The sequence below is a fragment of the Aquimarina muelleri DSM 19832 genome (genome assembly GCF_000430665.1).
Taxonomy (GTDB): domain Bacteria; phylum Bacteroidota; class Bacteroidia; order Flavobacteriales; family Flavobacteriaceae; genus Aquimarina; species Aquimarina muelleri.
This window is the reverse complement of sequence record NZ_AUML01000015.1, coordinates 19,927-41,854: the sequence shown is the minus strand read 5'-3', so window position 1 is coordinate 41,854 and position 21,928 is coordinate 19,927. Positions and strand designations below refer to the sequence as shown.

Annotated in this window: 21 protein-coding genes; 15 read left to right on the top strand and 6 right to left on the bottom strand. The window is 31.0% G+C overall.

Translation table 11 applies throughout. From position 1 onward, the window contains the following. Positions 1-244: 244 nt before the first annotated feature. Complete coding sequence (locus H527_RS0107285) at positions 245-1,396, top strand: hypothetical protein (protein ID WP_027412092.1); 1,152 nt, start codon at positions 245-247, stop codon at positions 1,394-1,396. 180 nt (positions 1,397-1,576) lie between these two features. Here H527_RS0107285 and H527_RS0107280 read toward each other — a convergent pair whose 3' ends face one another. Further along, positions 1,577-3,208, bottom strand: a complete 1,632-nt coding sequence (locus H527_RS0107280) for a SulP family inorganic anion transporter (protein WP_027412091.1) — start codon at positions 3,206-3,208, stop codon at positions 1,577-1,579. A gap of 159 nt (positions 3,209-3,367) precedes the next feature. Here H527_RS0107280 and H527_RS0107275 point away from each other — a divergent pair, with 159 nt between their 5' ends. Further along, positions 3,368-5,113, top strand: coding sequence for a M14 family metallopeptidase (locus tag H527_RS0107275; RefSeq protein ID WP_027412090.1), 1,746 nt, complete (start codon positions 3,368-3,370; stop codon positions 5,111-5,113). 253 nt (positions 5,114-5,366) lie between these two features. Here the strand turns inward: H527_RS0107275 and H527_RS0107270 are convergent, their stop codons facing one another. Then, positions 5,367-5,960, bottom strand: coding sequence for an NUDIX hydrolase (locus tag H527_RS0107270; RefSeq protein ID WP_027412089.1), 594 nt, complete (start codon positions 5,958-5,960; stop codon positions 5,367-5,369). Positions 5,961-5,968: 8 nt separating this feature from the next. Here H527_RS0107270 and pyrE point away from each other — a divergent pair, with 8 nt between their 5' ends. Together pyrE and H527_RS0107260 are read left to right on the top strand one after the other, a co-directional pair. Then, the gene (gene pyrE, locus H527_RS0107265) at positions 5,969-6,610 is read left to right on the top strand and encodes an orotate phosphoribosyltransferase (RefSeq protein ID WP_027412088.1); all 642 of its coding nucleotides are present in this window, start codon (positions 5,969-5,971) and stop codon (positions 6,608-6,610) included. Between the two features lie 15 nt (positions 6,611-6,625). Further along, the gene (locus H527_RS0107260; protein WP_027412087.1) at positions 6,626-7,018 is read left to right on the top strand and encodes a hypothetical protein; all 393 of its coding nucleotides are present in this window, start codon (positions 6,626-6,628) and stop codon (positions 7,016-7,018) included. Between the two features lie 62 nt (positions 7,019-7,080). Here the strand turns inward: H527_RS0107260 and H527_RS0107255 are convergent, their stop codons facing one another. Beyond that, the gene (locus H527_RS0107255; protein ID WP_027412086.1) at positions 7,081-7,812 is read right to left on the bottom strand and encodes a biotin--[acetyl-CoA-carboxylase] ligase; all 732 of its coding nucleotides are present in this window, start codon (positions 7,810-7,812) and stop codon (positions 7,081-7,083) included. Positions 7,813-7,902: 90 nt separating this feature from the next. Between H527_RS0107255 and rsfS the strand changes: the two genes are divergently transcribed. The 6 genes from rsfS (at position 7,903) to H527_RS0107225 (ending at position 12,833) form a co-directional block, all read left to right on the top strand. Then, entirely contained in the window at positions 7,903-8,274 is a 372-nt protein-coding gene (gene rsfS, locus H527_RS0107250; RefSeq protein ID WP_027412085.1) for a ribosome silencing factor, read from the top strand. A 13-nt stretch (positions 8,275-8,287) separates the two neighbouring features. Next, complete coding sequence (gene ftsH / locus H527_RS0107245; RefSeq protein ID WP_027412084.1) at positions 8,288-10,240, top strand: ATP-dependent zinc metalloprotease FtsH; 1,953 nt, start codon at positions 8,288-8,290, stop codon at positions 10,238-10,240. Between the two features lie 115 nt (positions 10,241-10,355). Next, positions 10,356-10,967, top strand: coding sequence for an LUD domain-containing protein (locus tag H527_RS0107240; RefSeq protein ID WP_027412083.1), 612 nt, complete (start codon positions 10,356-10,358; stop codon positions 10,965-10,967). Further along, positions 10,918-11,778 carry a phosphatidate cytidylyltransferase gene (locus tag H527_RS0107235; RefSeq protein ID WP_308427899.1) on the top strand — a complete coding sequence of 287 codons (861 nt, stop codon included), beginning with the start codon at positions 10,918-10,920 and terminating at the stop codon, positions 11,776-11,778. Before H527_RS0107240 ends, H527_RS0107235 begins: the two co-directional genes overlap by 50 nt. Beyond that, the gene (locus H527_RS0107230; protein ID WP_027412081.1) at positions 11,768-12,415 is read left to right on the top strand and encodes a phosphatidylserine decarboxylase family protein; all 648 of its coding nucleotides are present in this window, start codon (positions 11,768-11,770) and stop codon (positions 12,413-12,415) included. The genes H527_RS0107235 and H527_RS0107230 overlap by 11 nt, the downstream gene beginning before the upstream one ends. A 151-nt stretch (positions 12,416-12,566) precedes the next feature. Further along, on the top strand, positions 12,567-12,833 hold the full coding sequence (locus H527_RS0107225) for an acyl-CoA-binding protein (RefSeq protein WP_027412080.1): 267 nt from the start codon (positions 12,567-12,569) through the stop codon (positions 12,831-12,833). A 67-nt stretch (positions 12,834-12,900) separates the two neighbouring features. Here H527_RS0107225 and H527_RS0107220 read toward each other — a convergent pair whose 3' ends face one another. After that, on the bottom strand, positions 12,901-15,534 hold the full coding sequence (locus tag H527_RS0107220; protein WP_027412079.1) for a valine--tRNA ligase: 2,634 nt from the start codon (positions 15,532-15,534) through the stop codon (positions 12,901-12,903). Positions 15,535-15,660: 126 nt separating this feature from the next. Between H527_RS0107220 and H527_RS0107215 the strand changes: the two genes are divergently transcribed. Beyond that, entirely contained in the window at positions 15,661-16,062 is a 402-nt protein-coding gene (locus tag H527_RS0107215) for a DUF1573 domain-containing protein (RefSeq protein WP_027412078.1), read from the top strand. Positions 16,063-16,117: 55 nt separating this feature from the next. Here H527_RS0107215 and H527_RS0107210 read toward each other — a convergent pair whose 3' ends face one another. Further along, complete coding sequence (locus tag H527_RS0107210) at positions 16,118-17,488, bottom strand: aspartyl protease family protein (protein WP_162143811.1); 1,371 nt, start codon at positions 17,486-17,488, stop codon at positions 16,118-16,120. A 104-nt stretch (positions 17,489-17,592) separates the two neighbouring features. On the opposite strand from H527_RS0107210, the gene H527_RS0107205 reads away from it, so the two are divergent. From H527_RS0107205 to H527_RS0107190, 4 genes are all read left to right on the top strand, one after another. After that, positions 17,593-18,783 (top strand): pyridoxal phosphate-dependent aminotransferase, encoded by a 1,191-nt coding sequence (locus H527_RS0107205; RefSeq protein WP_027412076.1) that lies wholly within the window; start codon positions 17,593-17,595, stop codon positions 18,781-18,783. After that, a complete protein-coding gene (murB, locus tag H527_RS0107200) occupies positions 18,783-19,796 on the top strand; it encodes a UDP-N-acetylmuramate dehydrogenase (protein WP_027412075.1) in 1,014 nt (337 codons plus the stop codon). The genes H527_RS0107205 and murB overlap by 1 nt, the downstream gene beginning before the upstream one ends. A gap of 241 nt (positions 19,797-20,037) precedes the next feature. Beyond that, the gene (locus H527_RS0107195) at positions 20,038-20,244 is read left to right on the top strand and encodes a hypothetical protein (RefSeq protein ID WP_027412074.1); all 207 of its coding nucleotides are present in this window, start codon (positions 20,038-20,040) and stop codon (positions 20,242-20,244) included. Between the two features lie 37 nt (positions 20,245-20,281). Next, complete coding sequence (locus tag H527_RS0107190) at positions 20,282-20,866, top strand: RNA polymerase sigma factor (protein ID WP_027412073.1); 585 nt, start codon at positions 20,282-20,284, stop codon at positions 20,864-20,866. Here H527_RS0107190 and H527_RS0107185 read toward each other — a convergent pair. Then, the gene (locus H527_RS0107185) at positions 20,858-21,088 is read right to left on the bottom strand and encodes a hypothetical protein (protein WP_027412072.1); all 231 of its coding nucleotides are present in this window, start codon (positions 21,086-21,088) and stop codon (positions 20,858-20,860) included. The genes H527_RS0107190 and H527_RS0107185 overlap by 9 nt on opposite strands. Positions 21,089-21,928 lie beyond the last annotated feature (840 nt).

The window sequence follows — 21,928 nt, the reverse complement described above, 5'->3', positions numbered from 1 at the left end:
AAGAAAATTCCCTCTTTTTTAGTGTGAAATTTCCCCATAAAAAAACAACGATCCTCTTACTTCTAACAGATTTATTTGCTTTTTAGCCTAAACTAAAACTTCATTTGTAAGAATACCCTTATACCACTGGTTATCAATTTAATACACCTGTTTTATTCTTTCTTTTAGTTATACACATCATAAATTCTTGTTAACTTTGCTTTCATTATTATCAATGTAAACAAATTAATCAAAAACACTTATTATGAAAAAAAAGTACTTATTGGGGTATTCTTTTATTGCTTTATTTTTAATTTTTGCTTCTTGTAGCAAAGAAGAAAATGAAGTTATTAAAGATGAAATTATTTTAGAATCTGAAAAAACTAATATTGAACCTGATTTTGTTAAAAACGATGGCTCTGAAGGCTTAAATGATGAAGAGCTAGAAGGAGAAGAGGAAGCTCCTACTACAACTACACCTGGTGCAAAAACATACGGGCACTGCAACTATACACTACTTAGACCATCTGATGTTGATATTGAAGCTTGTGGTAACACTACAAGTATGCCTTTATTAGTTGGTTCTAGAAAGCTACAAGTTGGTAATGTTACTGTATCTAATGATGGTGAAAATCTATATCTAAATTTTGAAGCCAATAGTCGTAACCTTATGAAGAAAGTATATCTTTATATAGGAGCAAAAGAAAACATACCTTTTTACTCTAATGGTTTTCCTAATCTTAGCAAATTTAACTACAAGGCTTTTCCTTATTACTATGGCGGAATGAAGAAGGCTACTTATGTGATCCCACTATCTTCTATAGATCTGGATTGCTTCGAAATAATAGCATATTCTAAGGTGTATAATAAAGATAGTCGTTGTTATTATACTGCTTTTGCATACAACAAAAATTTAACTCAAGGATATAGATATTCTCACTATTCTAATTGTTATTATTATGGAGATTGGGTAAGATCTTTTGAATATTGCAAACAAAAATGTGAAGTTGCTTGTACTTCTGCTTACGGATACCATGAACAATGTGGATTTTGCGAGGATAATGTTTTCTATACTTTTTTAGCGTACTCTTTTATTGATGCTAAAGGCCCTGATGGATTTAGTATTGAGTTAATTACAAATCTCGATGGATGTGATACTACTAATAGTGAAGAAATAGGTCACATTAATATTGCATCTGTAAGTGATACTACTTTAAAAATAGAGTATCAAGTAAATGCAGGATATGAAATGTGTGAGCTAAGTTTTAGCTATGGTACTACTAAAAATAGTATTACCAATAACTATTCTAAACAATTTGACACCGCTACTAGCATATATAGTTTTGAGATAGAAAAACAACTTCCTGCTTCTAATATTTATATGGACAGTAAAGTTGAAGTTAAAACTAGTAAATAAAACTAGGTAATACAGAAACCGTATACTGGTTCCTTTTCTAAAGGAATAAAGAGGTTTATAATTTTCTTAAATTATAAACCTCTTTTTAATTAGTGCATTATTTTAATAATACTTTGAAATTGTATTAAGTCGTTGTTTACTCTCTTTAAATCTTCTTAAAAAAAGAATAAAACACTTTATTTATTTCATAACTTTTGCCATCACATGATATCTTGGATCATCAATATCATGTTCTATCACACCTGCTAATTTTGGAGAAGCTTTAATCATTAATGCCTGACACTCATCGCTAAGGTGTTTTATTTTGATTTTTTTGCCTGCATCTTGATATTTTCCTACTAATGTAAATATTGCCTCTAGTGCAGAGTGATCAGACACGCGGGATTCCATAAAATCGATTTCAACACATTCAGGATCATTTTTAACATCAAACTTGTTATTAAAATCTTGTATCGATCCAAAAAACAATGGCCCCCAAATTTCATATACCTTGGTACCATCTTCTTTTATATGTTTACGAGCACGAATTCGTTTTGCATTTTCCCAAGCAAAAACCAATGCAGAAATAATCACTCCAACAAAAACAGCAATTGCTAAATCATAAATAACAGTTACTGCAGAAACGATAATCAATACAGCTGCATCTGCCTTAGGTATTTTTCTGAGAATACGAAAACTAGACCATGCAAATGTTTCTATCACCATCATAACCATTACTCCTACCAATGCTGCAATAGGAACTTGCTCTATATACTGATCTGCAAATAACAAAAATGTTAACAATGTCAATGCCATCATTACACCAGACAATCTTCCTCTACCTCCTGCATTAATATTTATTACAGTCTGTCCTATCATACCACATCCTCCTGTACCTCCAAATAATCCACTCAAAATGTTTCCAGCTCCCTGAGCTACACATTCCCGATTACCGTTACCTCTTGTTTCTGTAAGTTCATCTACCAAATTCATTGTCATTAACGATTCAATTAATCCTACTGAGGCAGCTAAAAAAGCGTATGGCAATATAAAAGTTAGTGTGTCTAATGTAAAAGGTATATACTGCCAAAACTCCATGTTTGGTGTCGGAAACTCCCCAGATAATCCAGCTCCTCCTCCTTCTCTAATATAAGAACCCACTGTACTTACCTGAAATTTACCTAAAATAACAACAGTAGTTGTTACTAATATTGCTGTTAATGCTGCAGGTATTTTGGTTGTTATCTTTGGCAATAACCAAACGATACCCATTGTGAGTAAAACAAAACCGATTGTAGTATACAACTCAGTCCCTTCCATAGGTATATTTATATATTTTTTTACGCCATCAACACCTATTTCTAATTTTTTATGAGAAAACATCTTTACCTGTGCGATAAAAATTACAATAGCAAGACCATTTACAAATCCCATCATTACAGAATGTGGTATCAAACGCACAAAACGTCCTAATTTTAATACTCCTGCTCCTACTTGGATAATCCCCATTAGTATTACTGTTCCTAACAGATAATAATATCCCATATTTTCTACAGGAACATCAAAAGCCATTCCTTTGGCATGTCCTTCTGATATCATATGGACAAAAATAACCGCTACTGCACCTGCCGCCCCAGAAATCAGTCCTGGCCTACCTCCAAAAATTGCTGTTATCAACCCTATAATAAAAGCTCCTGATAATGCCACCAAAGGATCTATCTGAGCCACAAAGGCAAAAGCCACTACTTCGGGTATCATAGCTAATGATACCGTAATTCCTGCCAACACATCATCTTTTGCATTTGGTATAATCTTTCTTACAAACTCAGTCATGGTTATTATATTTAAAGGTGCAAAAATACAGTTATTTTATAGCCCTACAAGTAAAACAAGAACCTTATCTTGTCGCTCCTAAAACTATACTCTAAATTATCATATAGAGTTTTAAAATTTAAAACTTTAGTATATTTAGCTTTTTTATACACTATACTAATGCAAAAATTCCTTCTGTTTTTCAGCTTTCTAAGCATTCTATCCTGTACTACTTCTGATACAAAAAAATCTCAAAAACTCAACTTTATCACACTATTTGAAAAAAGTAAGGGTACAGAAACCCCTACATACCATGAGGTAATCTCTTACTACAAACAACTTTCTGATACATACCCTGCAATTCATATTCAAGAAATAGGCACAACAGATAGTGGTTATCCTTTACACATTATTACTCTAAATCCAGATGCTATATTTGATTTTGAAACAATACGAGAATCTAAACGTATTCTTTTTATAAATAATGGGATTCATCCTGGAGAAAGCGATGGTATCGACGCTACCATGTTATTGTTTAGAGACCTTGCTCAAGGCAAAACAAAAATTCCTAAAAACACGGTTCTAACAACCATACCTATATATAATATTGGTGGTGCTCTAAACCGAAATTCTGGAACAAGAACAAATCAAAACGGTCCTAAATCATATGGATTTAGAGGAAATGCGCGCAATTATGATTTAAATAGGGATTTTATAAAAAGTGATACAAAAAATGCAGAAACTTTCGCTAAAATATTTCATTTAGTACAACCCGATGTTTTCATAGATAATCATGTCAGCAATGGAGCTGATTACCCATATACACTTACCCATTTATTTACACAACATAATAAACTAGGTGGCGAATTAGGAAATTATTTGCATCAGGAAATGCACCCTCAATTAGAAAATTTACTTAAAGTTAAAAATTGGGACATCACCCCATACGTAAATGTTTGGGGAACAACTCCAGATAAAGGATGGAGTCAATTTCTGGACTCTCCTAGATATTCAACAGGATACACTACATTATGGAATACCTTGGGCATGATGGTCGAAACACATATGTTAAAACCTTATAAGCAAAGAGTAGAAGGAACACATCAGCTCATGAAATCTATGATAGATATTCTCGAAAAGGATGGAGATAAGATTCGTTTACTACGAGAAAAAACTTTTGCGAATCAAATGAAACAAAAATACTATCCGATACATTGGAGCGTAGACACTACTAAAATCACTGAATTCAATTTTAAAGGATTTGAAGGTGAATTTATAAATAGTGAAATTACTGGAGGTAAGAGATTAAAGTATTATCCAAATAAACCGTATACAAGAAAAATTAATTATAAGAATTATTTTTCTCCCGCTACTCAAATAAAAGTACCTAAAGCTTATATAGTTCCAAAAGAATGGTCTAGAGTAATTAATTTATTGACTATTAACGAAGTTACATTTAAAACTCTTAAAAAAGATTCTATTATTACTGCAGAAGTATACCATATCAAAAATTACCAAACATCTAAAAATCCTTTTGAGGGACACTACATACATTATCAAACCTCAGTTAATACAAGTATTGAAAAAATAACGTTTAAAAAAGGAGACATCCTAGTTAATACAGATCAAAAAGCGTTTAGATATCTTATTGAAACTCTAGAACCTGAAGCTAAAGATTCCTTTTTCAATTGGAATTTTTTTGATACCATTTTACAGCAAAAAGAAGGATTCTCACCTTACGTTTGGGAAGATAAAGCTGTTGAGTTATTAAAAAACAATGAAAAACTACGAATACAATTCGAACTTAAGAAGAAAGATACTGCTTTTGCTAACAATTGGTATATGCAATTAGACTGGTTACATAAACAATCCGATAATTATGAAAAAGCACATATGCGATATCCTATATATAGGATATTAAGATGAAGCTCTTTTATCTTAATATCCTTAAAAACATAAAGAGGCTGTAAATTAATTACTCTTTTCGTCCAAAAATATCTAAGGTGTACGACAAATTCCTTTTTTTAGATTTGGGCGTGACCACAAGGGGCGGGCTTTCTGTTTCAATTCCTCGCTCCTCCTTTGTCGGGCTGTGGGATTTGCACTCCAATCCCTCACGCAAAATTTTCACATTAACAATGATAATAGATAAGTAAATTTGTTATACACCCCGTTGTATCTATGATAGATAATCATATGAAAACAACTGTGTTATATTAGCATAAGAATCTAGCAACGCTTTTTTTGCTTTTTTTCTATCTTTCCATTTCACTTTAGTAATTCCTTCGTCTTTTTGTGGTATCAATTCTCCATCATAATCTGTTTTCATCTCAAACCAATACGTTACCTTTAATCTAAACTCTCCATTCCTTTTAAATATATGGTAACTTCTATACAAAAATTTTGTAATCTTTAATCCTGTAACTCCCGTTTCCTCTTCAACCTCTCGTATTGCAGCAGTTTCCATATCTTCATTTTTCTCTGCTTTACCTTTTGGTAAATCCCATTTTCCATTACGCCGAATAAACAAAATTTCATTATTCGTATTATATACCTTTCCTCCTCCTGCAATAACTACAGGTAGCTTTGTATACAAATACTCAATAAGCTTATCTTCTTTTTTATGATAAAGATGATACTTAGTTCCCTTAACTAAAATATCTCTTATAATTGATGGAAAATCAGCATCTTTGATCTGGATTACTTTATAATCCTCAATAGACTTTTTTGTAGATAGAATAATAGGAGTATTATTCACAAAAACTTTATACATTTGCAACTATGATTTTTGATAAAAATACAGCAAAAAAAACTGCTGAACTACTTCTGCAAATTAATGCAATTAAATTAGAACCGCAAGAACCTTTTACATGGGCTTCTGGATGGAAATCTCCTATCTATTGCGATAACAGGATTACGCTTTCGTATACAGAAATACGTAACTATCTAAGCAAACATCTTGCTGAATTTATAAAAAATGAATATGGTAAGCCTGATGTAATTGCTGGAGTGGCTACAGGGGCTATTGGAATAGGAATGTTGGTTGCCGAACAACTGGATCTCCCTTTTATTTATGTTCGCCCCGAGGCGAAAAAACATGGAAGGAAAAATCAAATTGAAGGTATTGTTCCTACTGGTAAAAATGTTATTGTTGTTGAGGATTTAATAAGTACAGGAAAAAGTAGTCTTAATGCTGTAGAAGCTTTAAAAGAAGTGGATGCTACCGTATTAGGAATGGTTGCTATATTTAATTATGGTTTTGATATTGCTACACAAAACTTTATAGATGCGGCATTATCTTTGCACACTCTAAGTAATTATGACAACCTGTTAGAACAAGCTCTGGATACTGGTTATATCACAAAAGAAGAACTACAAACTCTACAAAACTGGAGAATTAATCCTGCTGAGTGGAATATATAATTATTAAATAGTATTATGAACTTAGAAAGCCCTACTGTAAATGTAAATAAAAGTGCAGAAGATATATTCGAATTTTTAACTAAAGTTGAAAATTTTGAACAACTGATGCCTGAAAGCAAACAAAAATTTGAAAAGATAAGTGACTCGCGATTTCTTTTTCAATTAAAAGGAATGCCTGAATTAGTATTAGACCAAAAAGAAAGTACCTGTCCTAGCCAAGTAGTTTTAGGAGCAGCAAGTGACAAACTTCCTTTCACACTTACCGCAGACATTATAGATTGTGGAGATGGAAAAAGCACCACAAAACTTACTTTTGACGGACAGTTTAATGCAATGATGTCTATGATGATTAAAAAACCTATCCAAAATTTTATTAACACTCTTAGTCAGAACATAGAAAAACTATAATCAATCCAGAATAATTTTACTACCGAGTAGCTTTATTAAAGTTATTACAAAAGCCCGCAGTTTTAATACAGTAGTTTTAACTCTTTAAGATCAAAATCTGAGACGACTTCATCCTCTATTAAAACCTGCAACTTTCCCTCTTTAGTAATATTTTGAATAATTCCAACAAAAAAATCACCCTTTGCATCCAAAAATGTAGAGGGTTTATTTTTTCTAAAAAGCACAGATTCATATTCTTCTTTTAATTTAGAAAAACTAGAAATATGTAATGAAGAAAATCTTTCTTCTAATCTAGCCAATAATAAATATAAAAGTTCCTCAATATGCAAACTCTTTCCTAAAATATATTTTAAAGAAGCTGCCTGAGGCAGATTATCAAACTCCATTTGATTAACATTAATCCCAATTCCTATTATCGCCCCCTGTATACTGCCATTTTTAACCACATTTTCAATCAAAATTCCACAAATTTTCTGCCTATCTGACAGAATGTCGTTAGGCCATTTAATAGCTAATTTAGGCACCATTAAACTCTTTAAAGTGTCATAAACGGCTAATGATGTAGCTATAGAAAGATAAAACTGATCCATTAATTGTAAATCCTTAACCTGCATAAATACACTACATGTAAGGTTTTTTCCAGGATTACTTTGCCAAACCGACCCCATTTGCCCCTTACCAGCAAGCTGTTCTCTTGCAATAACACAAACTGAGTTGGTCAAACGTTTTTCACGATTAAGGTTTCTAAGAAAAGTATTTGTAGAGTCAATGGCATCAACTTTGATTATATGCATACATTAAGGTGTAAAAGTTTTACAAATGTCCGACTAATAGAGACATTAAAATCATAAAAAGTAATAACTTTACACAAATTAAAAAAATGCATGACTAAAAAAGAAATTGGTAACGATCAATTAATTGCTCAAATATTAAAAGGTATTGAAGAAGTAAAAGGGAATGACATTAATATTTTAGATCTTAGAGAGATTGAAAATACAGTATGTAGCTACTTTGTAATCTGCAATGGAACTTCTAATACCCAAGTAAACGCAATTGTTAACTCTATCCAGAAAACGGTAAGTAAAGAACTTAAAGACAAACCATGGCATGTGGAAGGAAGCGAAAATGCAGAATGGGTATTAATTGATTATGTAAATGTTGTGGTACATGTTTTCCAAAAACACATAAGAGAATTCTATGATATAGAAGGCCTTTGGGGAGACGCAAAAACTACAGTTATCAAAACAAATTATTAAAAGAAAACCGTAAATGGGCAAAGAGAATAAAAAAACAGAACCAAATAAAAAGCCAAAATTTAGCGCGTATTGGATTTACGCTATTATTATAGTTGGTTTTTTAGCATTGAATTTTATGGGAGGTAGCGGATTAGGATCTGCACCGACAACCTCCCCTTCAGAATTTCAGGATTTTTTAAAAAATGGAGAAGTAGAAAAAGTAGTAATTGTCAATCGTCGAAAAGCGAAAGTTTTTCTTACTTCAGAAGCTAAATCCTTAGAAAAACACCTAAAAAACCAAAATAAATCTATACTTCCTACAAGTCCTAATGACCCTGATTATCAATTTGAATTTGGTGATTTACAAAACTTTGAAAACAAAATTGCTACAACAAAAGCAGATAATAACTTAGACACACAAGTAAGTTACGATACAGAAAGCAATGTTTGGGGTGAAATTTTCATCACCTTATTACCTTTTGCATTAATAATAGGAGTCTGGATATTTATTATGCGTAGAATGAGTGGTGGTTCTGGAGGCGGTGCTGGAGGACAAATTTTTAACATCGGAAAATCTAAAGCTAAACTTTTTGACCAAAACACAGATGTAAAAGTTTCTTTTGAAAATGTAGCTGGTTTAGAAGGTGCTAAAGAAGAAGTACAAGAAATTGTAGATTTCTTAAAAAATCCAGAAAAATACACCTCCTTAGGAGGAAAAATACCAAAAGGAGCATTATTAGTCGGCCCCCCAGGAACTGGTAAAACATTACTTGCAAAAGCTGTTGCAGGAGAAGCAAAAGTGCCTTTCTTTTCTTTATCAGGATCTGATTTCGTAGAAATGTTCGTTGGTGTTGGAGCTTCTCGTGTTAGAGATCTATTTAAACAAGCAAAAGAAAAATCTCCTGCTATCATTTTTATTGATGAAATTGACGCTGTTGGTAGAGCCAGAGGAAAAAGTAATTTTTCAGGATCTAATGATGAAAGAGAAAATACATTAAATCAGCTATTAACAGAAATGGATGGTTTTGGTACCAATACTAACGTAATCGTTATTGCTGCAACTAACAGAGCAGATGTATTAGACAAAGCACTACTTAGAGCTGGTCGTTTCGATCGCCAGATTTATGTAGATCTACCAGACATTCGCGAACGTAAAGAAATATTTGATGTTCATTTAAAACCTCTAAAAAAAGTTGAAAATGAACTAGATACAGAATTCATGGCAAAACAAACTCCTGGGTTCTCTGGAGCAGATATTGCCAATGTATGTAATGAAGCAGCTCTTATAGCTGCCAGAAAAGGCAATAAAGCAGTAGGTAAACAAGACTTTTTGGATGCCGTTGACAGAATTGTTGGAGGGCTTGAAAAAAAGAATAAAATCATTACTCCTGATGAAAAAAGAGCTATTGCATTTCATGAAGCTGGTCATGCTACTGTTAGTTGGATGCTGGAACATGCAGCTCCATTAGTAAAAGTTACTATTGTACCAAGAGGACAATCCCTTGGTGCTGCATGGTATTTACCTGAAGAAAGATTAATTGTAAGACCTAATCAAATGCTAGATGAAATGTGTGCTGCACTAGGAGGTCGAGCAGCAGAAAAAGTTATCTTTAATGAAATTTCTACAGGAGCATTAAGCGATTTAGAAAAAGTAACAAAGCAAGCAAGAGCAATGGTTACTATTTATGGACTTAATGACAAGGTAGGAAACCTTACTTACTATGACTCTTCAGGACAAAGTGAATATAATTTCACGAAACCATATAGCGAACAAACCAGCGAATTGATCGACAAAGAGATTTCAAATATAATTGAAGAACAATATCAACGAGCAATTAGTTTATTAGAACATAATAAAGATAAATTAACCGAATTAGCAGAAGTATTGTTAGAAAAAGAAGTTATCTTTAAAGATAATCTAGAAAAAATATTTGGAGAAAGACCCTTTGGTAAAAAAGAAGAAGAAATTGTTAAAGAACCTTCTTAAAACTATTATTTTTACTAGTAATTTAAAAAATCTTAACCTAATGGAATATTAGGTTAAGATTTTTTTTATCTTTGGAAGTAATGTAAAACCGTAATCCCCAATCTCAATCTAAAATATGAGTCTATTTAGAAGATTATTTTTCTCCAAATCTAAATCAGACCAAAAGAATAAAGAACGTCATATAGATAATCGTAGTAAATATATGCCAGAAATTGATCTTCCGATTGATGAAAGCTTTATGATGAACTTCAAAAAAAATGGAGGTAAGTTTCTTTATTGTGATAACGACAATGAAGTTTCTGATTCTTTTGACAAAATTCTTTTGGAAAATGACTGGTACGAAAAAGACGTATGTTGTTTTGACACAACTCTGGAACAGAAGTTTTCTGGTTTTAATTTAAATTTTGTAAAAGATATTTCTTCTTCTTTCTTTTTTGCGACTTGTGAATATTTAATAGCGGATAACGGTGCCATATTAATCTCTTCAAATCAACTTAAAGAGAAGAAATTAATAGAATTACCGGATAATTTTGTGATTTTAGCAGCTACTAGTCAACTGGTTAAAAGTATTGGAGAAGGATTAAAAGGCATAAAAAATAAAAATAAAAATTCAATACCCTCTAATATTACTACGATTAAAGATTTTGAACCTCAAAAAGAAAAGGATTTCTTAAGCTATGGAAGTAGTTCAAAAAATTTATATTTGCTCCTGCTGGAAGATTTATAATATGAAAGAACTGCTCACAAGATCTCTATCGGGATTTTTTTACATACTAATATTACTACTATCAATATTCATTTCTAGATATACTTTTATAGGGGTATTTTTGGTTTTTGGCATCATTGCCATATCTGAATTCCAAAAGCTAATCTACCTTAAAAACAAGAGGCTTTACTTAATATTTATCACCCTCATTGTATTATTAAATTTATACCAGGACACACTTTATCTTTATGCCATCCTTCCTGTTTTGATATTTACCATTATTACAGAGTTGTTTTTAGTAAAAGATCTTTTTACTATTCGAATCATCCCCATGTTTGAGAAAAGAAAATACTTTACCAGTATTTTTTATCTAATTAGCTGTATAGTTTTTACTACTCTTATACCTAATTATACGGGAGAATATCAACCTCTTATAATTGCAGGAGCCTTTTTAATCACCTGGGTTAATGATACTTTTGCTTATTTAGTTGGAAAAAACCTTGGTAAGAATAAACTTTTAGAAAGGATCTCTCCTAAAAAAACTATTGAAGGGTTTATTGGTGGCCTTATATTCTCTTTATTAGCAGGATATTTAATTGCTATTTTTTCTGATATTTTATCTATAGAAATTTGGTTGATTATAAGCATAATTATGAGTATTTTTGGCACGCTGGGAGACTTAATCCAATCTAAATTTAAAAGACAGGCTGGAGTTAAAGACAGTGGCACTATAATGCCAGGCCATGGAGGTATCTACGATCGTTTAGATAGTATTATATTTGCAAGCCCATTTTTGTACGCATTTTTACAAATATTAAAGCATGTTTCATAAAGAAGGATATAAAATAATATCAATAGCACTTATTATATTTATAGGTGTTAATGTAGCTGCATATGTCGCTATTCAAATCAGAGAATGGCAATTTGCCATATTAGCAATAACTTCAGCATTTTTAATTTTAGTTTTACAGTTTTTCAGAAACCCAAAAAGAAATACTAAAATTAACGAGGTTACTATAGTAGCACCAGTTGATGGAAAAGTTGTTGTTATTGAAGAAGTGTATGAAAAGGAGTACTTTAAAGATAATAGATTACAGGTTTCTATTTTTATGTCTCCTATAAATGTACACGTTACCAGACATCCTATTAGTGGAGAGGTTGCTTTTAGCAAATACCATCCTGGTAAATATTTAGTAGCTTGGCATCCTAAAGCTTCTGAAGAAAACGAAAGAACTACAGTCGTTGTAAAAAATAATCAGATAGAAATACTATATCGCCAAATAGCAGGAGCATTAGCAAAGAGGATTGTAAACTATGCTAAAGAAGGAGAAAAAGTAACTCAAGGCTCTGATAGCGGATTTATCAAATTTGGATCGAGAGTAGATGTATATTTACCTATAGGCACTAAAGTAGATGTTACTTTAAACCAAAAGGTAAAAGGAGGAGAAAGTATTATTGCTTTACTATAAAATCATAGACAAACTCTAGATCCTGATAAATACTAAAAACAAATCTATCTCTGATAGATATAAAAATTAGTATAAACCAAAGATAGTTCAACCACCGTTTTTGAGTTTTTTCTGAAATAAATTCTCAAAAAGGAGTTTCGTTTTTTCTTACATGACTGAAAAAGAATTAAATATAGCCTTTAATAATGCGTACGAACGTGCTAGTAACACCCAAACGCAATTAGCTCCAGACATCATGCTTCACTTATACGCATACTATAAGCGAGCAACGCACACTGAGGGTTTTTTTACCCCATCAGGAGATAATGAGATTAGAAATGCATTCAAACTAAATGCTCTTTTACAAGTAAAAAATATTTCTCCAAAAAAGGCTAAAACAAAGTACATAGAATTAGTAAACAAACATATCAAAGACTAAAAAAAACGCTTCATAATGCTATGAAGCGTTTTTTTTAGTCTTTGATATGCAACCTATACCTATAAATCTATTTTGATAAATTTTCTAGACTAGACTTTAAAGTTACTATTTTAGCCTCTGCATCTGCTTCTTTTTTTCTTTCGTTAGTAATAACTTGATCTGGTGCATTATTTACAAAACGTTCATTTTGCAATTTTTTCTGTACGGATTTTAAAAACCCTTCGGTATAAGACAACTCTTCTGTTAGTTTTTTGATTTCTTCTTCTACGTTAATTACTCCAGAAACAGGTATAAAATATTCATTAGATTTTACTCTAAAAGAGATTGCCCCCTCTACCGTTTCTTGCACATAATTTAATCCTGAAAGATTACCAAGTTTGTTAATTATAGCATCAAAAGTAGTAGTCCCATTACCACTATTTAACACTGACAACTCAATAGTTTCTTTAAAAGCTATGTTTTTTTCTTTTCGTATAGTTCTAATTCCTGAAATCACATCTGCTGCAATTTCAAATTCAGAAATCAAATCTTCATTAATAGATTCTATTTTTGGCCAACTAGCAATAATCAATGCTTCTTCTTTAGTTCTATCTTTTATTTGGTGCCAAATCTCTTCTGAAATAAAAGGAACAAACGGATGTACTATTTTTAAGTTATCCTCTAAAATAGAAATCACCTCTTGGTATGTTTTGGCATCTATGGGAGATTGGTATGCAGGCTTAACAGCTTCTAACAACCATCCACAAAAATCATCCCATATAAGTTTATAAGAAGTCATCAAAGCATCACTAATACGATATTTATCATAGTTATTTTCTAGCTCTAATAATGCTTTCTGAAATTTTGATCGATACCATGCAATAGCAGCAATAGAAGCTTCTGGTTGGCCAATAGTATCACTAACCTCCCAACCTAAAATAAGCCTTGAAGCATTAAATATTTTATTTACAAATTTGCTTCCCTGATCACATAAATCCTCATCAAACATTAAGTCATTACCTGCAGGAGAACTTAATAACATTCCTACTCTAATCCCATCGGCACCATATTTATCAATCAAGTCTAATGGATTTGGAGAATTACCTAATGACTTAGACATCTTACGTCTTTGTTTATCTCTTACAATACCTGTAAGATAAACATTCGTAAATGGTTTTTCTTTTCTATACTCATATCCTGCAATAATCATCCTTGCGACCCAGAAAAATAAAATCTCAGGTGCTGTAACTAAATCATTAGTAGGATAATAATAATTAATCTCTTTATTCTCTGGCTCTAAAATACCATTAAAAACACTCATTGGCCACAACCAAGAAGAAAACCAAGTATCCAAAGCATCTGGGTCTTGAGTTAAATCTGTATCTATTAACTTGTCATTTCCTGTTTTTTCTTTAGCAAAAACTAAAGCTTCTTCTCTACTTTCTGCAACTACAAAATCCTCTTTACCATCTCCATAAAAATAAGCTGGGATCTGATGTCCCCACCATAATTGCCGCGAAATATTCCAATCTCTCACGTTTTCCATCCAGTAACGATAGGTGCTCACAAATTTTTCAGGAACTAAATTAACCTCTTTATCTAAAACTGCATCTAGCGCGGGCTGAGCAAGATCTTTCATTTTCAAGAACCATTGGTCACTTAACCTTGGTTCTATAACTGCTTTGGTACGCTCACTAGTACCTATTTTATTAAGATGTGTTTCTATTTTATCTAAAGCACCAATACTCTCCAATTCTTTTACAATCTCTTTACGAACTACAAAGCGATCTTTACCTTGATAATGCAATCCAAAAGTATTTAAAGTAGCATCTTCATTAAATATATCTATTACCTCTAATCCATGTTTATCCCCTAACACCTTATCATTTGTATCGTGAGCAGGGGTTACTTTTAAACACCCAGTACCAAACTCCATATCTACATATTCATCTTCAATTATTGGTATGACACGATTAGCTATTGGCACAATTGCTTTTTTACCTTTAAGATGCGCAAACCTTTCATCATTTGGATTAATACAAATTGCTGTATCTCCCATAATAGTTTCTGGTCGGGTAGTTGCAATAGTAAGTATATCTTCGGTTCCTTCAATTTTATATTTAAGATAGTATAAATTACCTTGTTTTTCTTCGTAGATCACTTCTTCATCAGACAAGGTAGTCTTAGCTTCGGGATCCCAATTTACCATTCGATACCCACGATAAATCAATCCTTTATTATATAAGTCTACAAAAACCTTAATTACAGATGCAGACAAATTGTCATCCATAGTAAAAGCTGTACGTTCCCAATCACAAGAAGCTCCTAATTTTTTTAACTGTTCTAAGATAATTCCTCCATGCTTATGTGTCCACTCCCAAGCATGTTCTAAAAACTGTTCTCTAGTTAAATTATTCTTATCAATACCTTCTTCTTTTAGCTTGGCAACAACTTTAGCTTCTGTAGCAATGGAGGCATGATCTGTTCCTGGAACCCAGCAGGCATTATACCCTTTTAAACGGGCTCTACGAATTAATACATCTTGTATCGTATTATTAAGCATGTGCCCCATATGTAAAACACCTGTAACATTTGGAGGAGGAATGACTATGGTATACGCCTCTCTTTCATCTACTTCTGAATGAAAATAATTATTCTCCATCCAGTAGGCATACCATTTTTCTTCTATCAATTTCGAGTCATATTTTCCTGCTAAAGCCATACTTTGGTCTGATTTTTGATTTTTAAAATGCAAAAGTAATTATTATATCTGACAACCAGAAAGTCTTTTATGATTTTGCAGTTGAATAAAAAGTAAGTACTTTTACATTTAATAAAAACCTACATTATGAAAAAAATAATGATAATTTTATTTATTGGTTTTCTTGGCACAACTTTATATGCACAAGATACTAAAGCTCAAATAAAATTTAAATCCGAAGTTGTTGACTATGGAGAAATAGCAAAAGGTAGCGATGGTGTTCGTCAATTTGAATTTACAAATACTGGAAATGCTCCTTTAGTTATTTCTAAAGTTTACTCAAGTTGTGGATGTACTATTCCTAAAAAACCTGAAGCCCCTATTGCTCCAGGAGAATCTAGTGTTATTGAAGTTAAATACGACACCAACAGAGTTGGACCTATTCGTAAAACTATTACAGTTACATCTAACGCAGGAGACAACCCAACAATGGCTATAAAAATAAAAGGTAGCGTACTAGACGGAAGCGTTTTAGAAAAGAAAAACTAATACCTAATATTTTTTAAATTATAATTAAAAAGCCACTGTACAGTGGCTTTTTAATTTAAAGCACTTTCTTAAGATAGAATTCATAATTTATTACCACTCCTAATCTATCTACCATTATTTTTATCTTTTTTCCCTCTTCGAAATAAAATAGATCATTCAAACTAGAAAGCTTATACCTATATCCTTTCTTTCCATTTATTTCTAACACAATATCCCCTTTTTGTAACCCAATAAGTGCTGCTGGAGAATTAGGTCTAACATCTGATATTTCATATTTTGGCTGAAGAACAAAATTAGTAGACAACTCTAATGTTTTTTTACTTACAACACCATTTAAACCCATGTAAACCCTATTTTTCTCTATGATATAAGAACCATCTTTTTTAGATTTCTGTGAGAGTAAAAAACCACTATGCTGAATAGTAAGTCCACTCATATTATAGTGAAAAGGTTTATCAAAGAAACTATTCTTTTTAAAAGATATTTTTTTTCCTGGATAATCTACAATAAGAGTAAATCTTCGTAAAACATCTCCTCCTAGTGATCCTTGCCTGTCTTCTAAAGATATACCTTGTATATAAATAGAGTCTGGAAAAGAAGCTTTAACTTCCTTTAATCTAAAATCTCCTATTCGAAGCTCCTCAATTTTGGTTTTATGCCCATATATATCTCCATTAAATCCTTTTCCTAAAAAATCTCTAAAAGAATTATTGTGTATCGAAATGCCTTTTTCTTTATTTTCAAATAACCACAAAGAGGAACCCGAACCAGAATCTATTAAAAGATTTACATCTATAAGATCTTCCCCGGATTTATATTTAGCAGTTAAAAATGGCCTTTTCTTTTGATTTACAAAACTAAGTTTAGCTTGATAGCATTTTTCACATTTCTTATATGTGTACGATTCTGGGCTATAAATCTTTATTGTTTTTTTTATATAATTAATATCTAGAACAAAATCTTTAAAAAAATCATACCCTATAATCCCATGTATAGGAAAACCCATTCTTGGAGAAAAATTAATGGTTTCATCTAATACTAAATAAATTTTATGGTTTGCACTAACAGCTTTACCTATTTTTAGTTCATTCTCAATAGATTTCATTGCCTCTACTGGTTCATTATCTCCTAATCCTCTAAGATGAATTTTTGAAGCATTCTTGAGTTCTAAAGAACCTTTGTTATCCACACTAAAAATAATTGTAGACCCTACTCCTGTATCCAAAATAAAGGAAAGCTCTACACCATTTACTACTACAGGGATTACAATAAGGTTGTTTGCTAGTTCAAATTTAATTTTCTCATATTTTTTTCCTTTAGGAAGAACAAACTTGCTCTGTGCAGACAGAACAATACTAAAAAGCAGAAACACTAATACAATCTTACTTCTTAAAAAATGACAAAAATCTAGAGATAAAATCTTCATTACACTAAATATAGAAAAATAGTTGAAAAATCGCATCAAACATGTCTCTATTTCTTAAATTATTAAGAAATTTACCACTATTTTATTTTTATAAACTAGACCAGATGCCAATAGTATCAAGTAAGGGTAAAGCTATGCCAGAATCTCCAATTAGAAAATTGGTTCCTTTTGCAGAAAAAGCAACAAAAGAAGGCAAGCATATATATCATTTAAATATAGGCCAGCCAGATATCAAAACACCAGCAGTTGCAATGGAGGCAATACGAAACCACCAATTAGATATTTTAGCCTACAGTCATTCGGCAGGGTTTGAAAGTTTTAGAAAAAAACTTACTATATATTATGCGAAACATAAAATTAATGTTACTACGGATGATGTACTGATTACTACTGGTGGTAGTGAAGCTCTTATTTTTACTATGGGAAGTATAACGGATCCTGGAGACGAAATTATAGTTCCCGAACCTTTTTATGCAAACTATCATGGTTTTTCTACACAATCGACTATTAAAATAGTACCTGTAATATCTAAAATAGAAAATGGATTTGCTTTACCATCTATAGAAGAATTTGAAAAACTAATTACCAAAAAAACTAAAGCTATTCTTATTTGCAACCCAGGAAACCCTACAGGTTACCTATATAGTAAAGAAGAAATAAAACAATTATCAAAATTAGCTATCAAATATGACTTTTTTTTGATTTCAGACGAAGTATACAGAGAGTTTGTTTATGATGAATCAGAGCATTATTCTATCTTACAAGAAAAAGGACTAGAAGAACATGCTATTGTCATAGATTCTGTTTCAAAACGATACAGTATGTGCGGAGCTCGTATTGGCTGTATGGTAAGCAAAAATAAAAGTGTTATGCAAACCGCTATGAAATTTGCCCAAACCCGATTAAGTCCGCCCACCCTTGCCCAAATAGCAAGCGAAGCAGCATTAGAAACCCCTGAATCTTACTACACAGATACTGTTATAGAATACAAATCAAGAAGAGATATTCTCATCACTAAACTTAATGAAATTCCTGGTGTAAAAGTGGCTATTCCAAAAGGAGCTTTTTACTGTATTGCAGAACTACCTATCAAAAACGCAGAGCATTTTTCCAAATGGCTACTTAATGAATTTGACTTAAACAAAGAAACAGTTATGCTTGCCCCTGCTTCTGGATTTTATTCAACCCCTGATAAAGGAAAAAATCAGGTACGAATTGCCTATGTATTAAACAAAGAAGATTTAACAAAAGCAATAGAAATATTAAAATTTGCATTAAAAAAATATAACGATTAATGAGAATTGAGTATAATAAATCCCTGAAAAAATATAATACTTTTGGAATTGACGCTATTGCTAGCGAGTTTACATCTATCAAATCTGAGCTTGACCTTAACAATTTACTTGCAAAAAACAATACGAAACCTATTTTTGTATTAAGCGGAGGCAGCAATATGTTGCTAACAAAAAACCTTGACTATCTAGTTATACATATCGCAATAAAAGGCATAGAAATTATAGAAGAATCCAGCGATTTTGTAGTAGTATCTGTTAATGCTGGAGAAAAATGGCATGATTTTGTAAAATATTGTATTAAAAATAATTTCGGAGGATTAGAAAATCTCTCACTAATCCCTGGATATGTTGGTAGTGCACCAATTCAAAATATCGGTGCATACGGTGTTGAACTTAAAGACACAATGACACATTGTGAAGCTATTCATATCACTACCAGAGAAAAACATGTTTTCTTAAACAAAGATTGCAAGTTTGGATACCGTAACTCTATTTTTAAAGAAGAAGCTAAAGGTAAATACATCATAACTAAAGTTATATTTAGATTAACCAAAAAAAACCACATCCTTAACACAAATTATGGAGCTATAGAAAATGCTTTACTGAATAAAAAAATCACACAACCAACTATTAAGGATATATCAGAAGCAGTAATTAAGATCAGACAAAGTAAACTGCCAGACCCTGCCTTAATAGGAAATAGCGGTAGTTTTTTCAAAAATCCTGTCATAACTACTCATCATTTTTTAAAAATACAAGAAAAATATCCAAATATTCCTTCTTATAAAATAGACCAAGAACATATTAAAGTTCCTGCAGGCTGGCTAATAGAACAATCTGGTTTTAAAGGAAAACGATGGGGTGATGCTGGCATACACGAAAAACAAGCTTTAGTCTTGGTTAATTATAATAATGCATCTGGCAAAGAAATATTAAATCTATCAAAAAAAATTCAAACAGAAATAAAAGAAAAATTTAATATTATTCTAGAAACAGAAGTTAATATTATTTAAAAAAACTCACAGATGAAAGCTAAAAATAATTTTATAAATTTCATTGATCTATAGCAAATCTTACAAAAATCAATAGTTTAAAAAAGCTAACGAGATATGCTTTGTTTTCGAAGCAAGTATTCAAAAATTAAATCCTTAATAAAGGGTTAAAATAAAGATCATTCTCTTAATTATTTATTTATTATGAGCATAAAGACACATTCTTTGTATCTTTGTATATAAATTTTGATTTTATACGTTTATGAAACTCCTATTACTTACAATTGGTTTATTACTTTTAGCTTTTGGTGGTATTGCTATTAAATTATGGGCTAAAAAAGATGGTAAATTTGCAGGCACCTGTGCTAGTCAGAGCCCTTTTTTAAATAAAGATGGTGAATCCTGTTCTCTTTGTGGAAAAACACCAGATCAATTTTCGAACTGTAATGATGATAAACATTCTAAATAGTTCTTTAAGCTGATCTATTTTACTCAAAAAAAAATAATTGAAAAAAGAAAACCTTACGCTCTTAGAAGATCATATCAAAAAAGCTAAAGAAGGAAAACAAACATCTTTTAATTATCTTCTGGATACTTTTTGGAATGAAGTGTACAATTTCCAATTAAAAAGAACTCACAATGAGTATGAGGCAGAAGATATAACCATACAAAGTTTTTCTAGAGCATTTGATAAAATTAACACCTTTAAAGAAGAGTATAATTTTAAAACTTGGTTAATTCAAATTTCAAAAAATATACATATAGATTTATTACGAAAAAAAAATGCGTCTATCCGATCTAAAACTACTACAAAAGTAGACGACTCTGTCTATAAAATTATTGACGCCAACCCTACCCCCGAAGATAAATTAATTACAGAACAAAATTTAGCACAATTACTTCTGTATATAAAACAATTAAAACCTAATTATCAAAAAGTAATCAATCTACGCTATTTTCAAGAACTAAGCTATAAAGAAATCGCAGAGCAACTTAATGAACCTATTAATAATGTAAAAATAAAATTATTACGTGCAAAAAAATTATTAGCGGAGATTATCACTAATGCTAAGCAAAAAAAATTACCTTAATGTAAAAGAAGTAAATTGTTTGATAACACTGTATAACGGTTCAATCCATTTATCATTAATTTTTTTATCATATTTTACAAACTTTTGAACAAGTCCTTTTGGAGCAGAAATCTCTTTTTCTATTGCTGTAATATTAATATACTTTTGATTATTCAATAACCATTTCTCTACACGCTTTCGATTATTTTTTGTTTTTTTAGAGCTTACCAATTCTTCGAGCATGATATTATTTTTCTCTTTTTTAGAGAGAATAACTAATAAATCATAAAAAAATTTTAAGTTAACCTAATTTTAACTTGAAGTTAACACTCTGTAGGATTAAGGTTTTTCTACAAAATCTATTTTCAAAAAAACAAAAACCTAAATTAAACATAAAGCACTGTAAAATAACAATTTTACTACTCCTACCACACTATCTTCAACATTATTAAATCAAACTTTTTAATCCATACTTATCTTTTTCACACAACTTAAAAAAACATAAATAAAAAGATATTTCTTATAATATTAGTACAAAAGCAACTAATATTTGACAAAAATTATTCCATAAATTGAAATTAAAAAATCCAGTAGTCTTTTAACCTCTTAGCGGCTTTTTTTGTTTTTTATAAAGAATATTCAAATAATATTGAAACTATAGGCGAACTTCCCTTAAAAAAATTTTCCAAAGTAGTAAAAACAGGTTTTAACCTAAATAGATTAGAAAAGTGAATAGTTACCGCTATCGAGTAAACTATGAAAAGAATTATACTTGTCAAAAAGTGATTTTAAAGTGATTTACGACTAAATCATGAAAAAAAACAGAAGAGATAAGCTATAAAAAAACAATACAGAATTACTAATTACAATGCTTTAAATATTAACATACAACTTAATCTAGTTTTTTCTAGCTTAATACCAATAATGCTGTTTCATATAAAGAAACCTCTTCTCTATAATAGCTCACAATAGAAGCTGAAATCCCCAAATCAAGAGGTTATTTAAAAAAAGTAAAACTAATGATAATGTATTATTAAAAGAGCTATATTCCCCATAAACTAAGACACTGTTTTATATTAAGAT

Excerpts from the sequence above, each read along its gene's own strand:
- H527_RS0107280 (WP_027412091.1), bottom strand. The coding sequence starts at position 3,208 with ATGACTGAGTTTGTAAGAAAGATTATACCAAATGCAAAAGATGATGTG.
- H527_RS0107195 (WP_027412074.1), top strand. The coding sequence starts at position 20,038 with ATGAAACTCCTATTACTTACAATTGGTTTATTACTTTTAGCTTTTGGT.
- H527_RS0107185 (WP_027412072.1), bottom strand. The coding sequence starts at position 21,088 with ATGCTCGAAGAATTGGTAAGCTCTAAAAAAACAAAAAATAATCGAAAG.
- ftsH (WP_027412084.1), top strand. The coding sequence starts at position 8,288 with ATGGGCAAAGAGAATAAAAAAACAGAACCAAATAAAAAGCCAAAATTT.
- H527_RS0107270 (WP_027412089.1), bottom strand. The coding sequence starts at position 5,960 with ATGTATAAAGTTTTTGTGAATAATACTCCTATTATTCTATCTACAAAA.
- H527_RS0107215 (WP_027412078.1), top strand. The coding sequence starts at position 15,661 with ATGAAAAAAATAATGATAATTTTATTTATTGGTTTTCTTGGCACAACT.
- rsfS (WP_027412085.1), top strand. The coding sequence starts at position 7,903 with ATGACTAAAAAAGAAATTGGTAACGATCAATTAATTGCTCAAATATTA.
- H527_RS0107220 (WP_027412079.1), bottom strand. The coding sequence starts at position 15,534 with ATGGCTTTAGCAGGAAAATATGACTCGAAATTGATAGAAGAAAAATGG.
- H527_RS0107225 (WP_027412080.1), top strand. The coding sequence starts at position 12,567 with ATGACTGAAAAAGAATTAAATATAGCCTTTAATAATGCGTACGAACGT.
- murB (WP_027412075.1), top strand. The coding sequence starts at position 18,783 with ATGAGAATTGAGTATAATAAATCCCTGAAAAAATATAATACTTTTGGA.
- pyrE (WP_027412088.1), top strand. The coding sequence starts at position 5,969 with ATGATTTTTGATAAAAATACAGCAAAAAAAACTGCTGAACTACTTCTG.
- H527_RS0107230 (WP_027412081.1), top strand. The coding sequence starts at position 11,768 with ATGTTTCATAAAGAAGGATATAAAATAATATCAATAGCACTTATTATA.
- H527_RS0107240 (WP_027412083.1), top strand. The coding sequence starts at position 10,356 with ATGAGTCTATTTAGAAGATTATTTTTCTCCAAATCTAAATCAGACCAA.
- H527_RS0107275 (WP_027412090.1), top strand. The coding sequence starts at position 3,368 with ATGCAAAAATTCCTTCTGTTTTTCAGCTTTCTAAGCATTCTATCCTGT.
- H527_RS0107285 (WP_027412092.1), top strand. The coding sequence starts at position 245 with ATGAAAAAAAAGTACTTATTGGGGTATTCTTTTATTGCTTTATTTTTA.
- H527_RS0107210 (WP_162143811.1), bottom strand. The coding sequence starts at position 17,488 with ATGAAGATTTTATCTCTAGATTTTTGTCATTTTTTAAGAAGTAAGATT.
- H527_RS0107255 (WP_027412086.1), bottom strand. The coding sequence starts at position 7,812 with ATGCATATAATCAAAGTTGATGCCATTGACTCTACAAATACTTTTCTT.
- H527_RS0107235 (WP_308427899.1), top strand. The coding sequence starts at position 10,918 with ATGGAAGTAGTTCAAAAAATTTATATTTGCTCCTGCTGGAAGATTTAT.
- H527_RS0107205 (WP_027412076.1), top strand. The coding sequence starts at position 17,593 with ATGCCAATAGTATCAAGTAAGGGTAAAGCTATGCCAGAATCTCCAATT.
- H527_RS0107260 (WP_027412087.1), top strand. The coding sequence starts at position 6,626 with ATGAACTTAGAAAGCCCTACTGTAAATGTAAATAAAAGTGCAGAAGAT.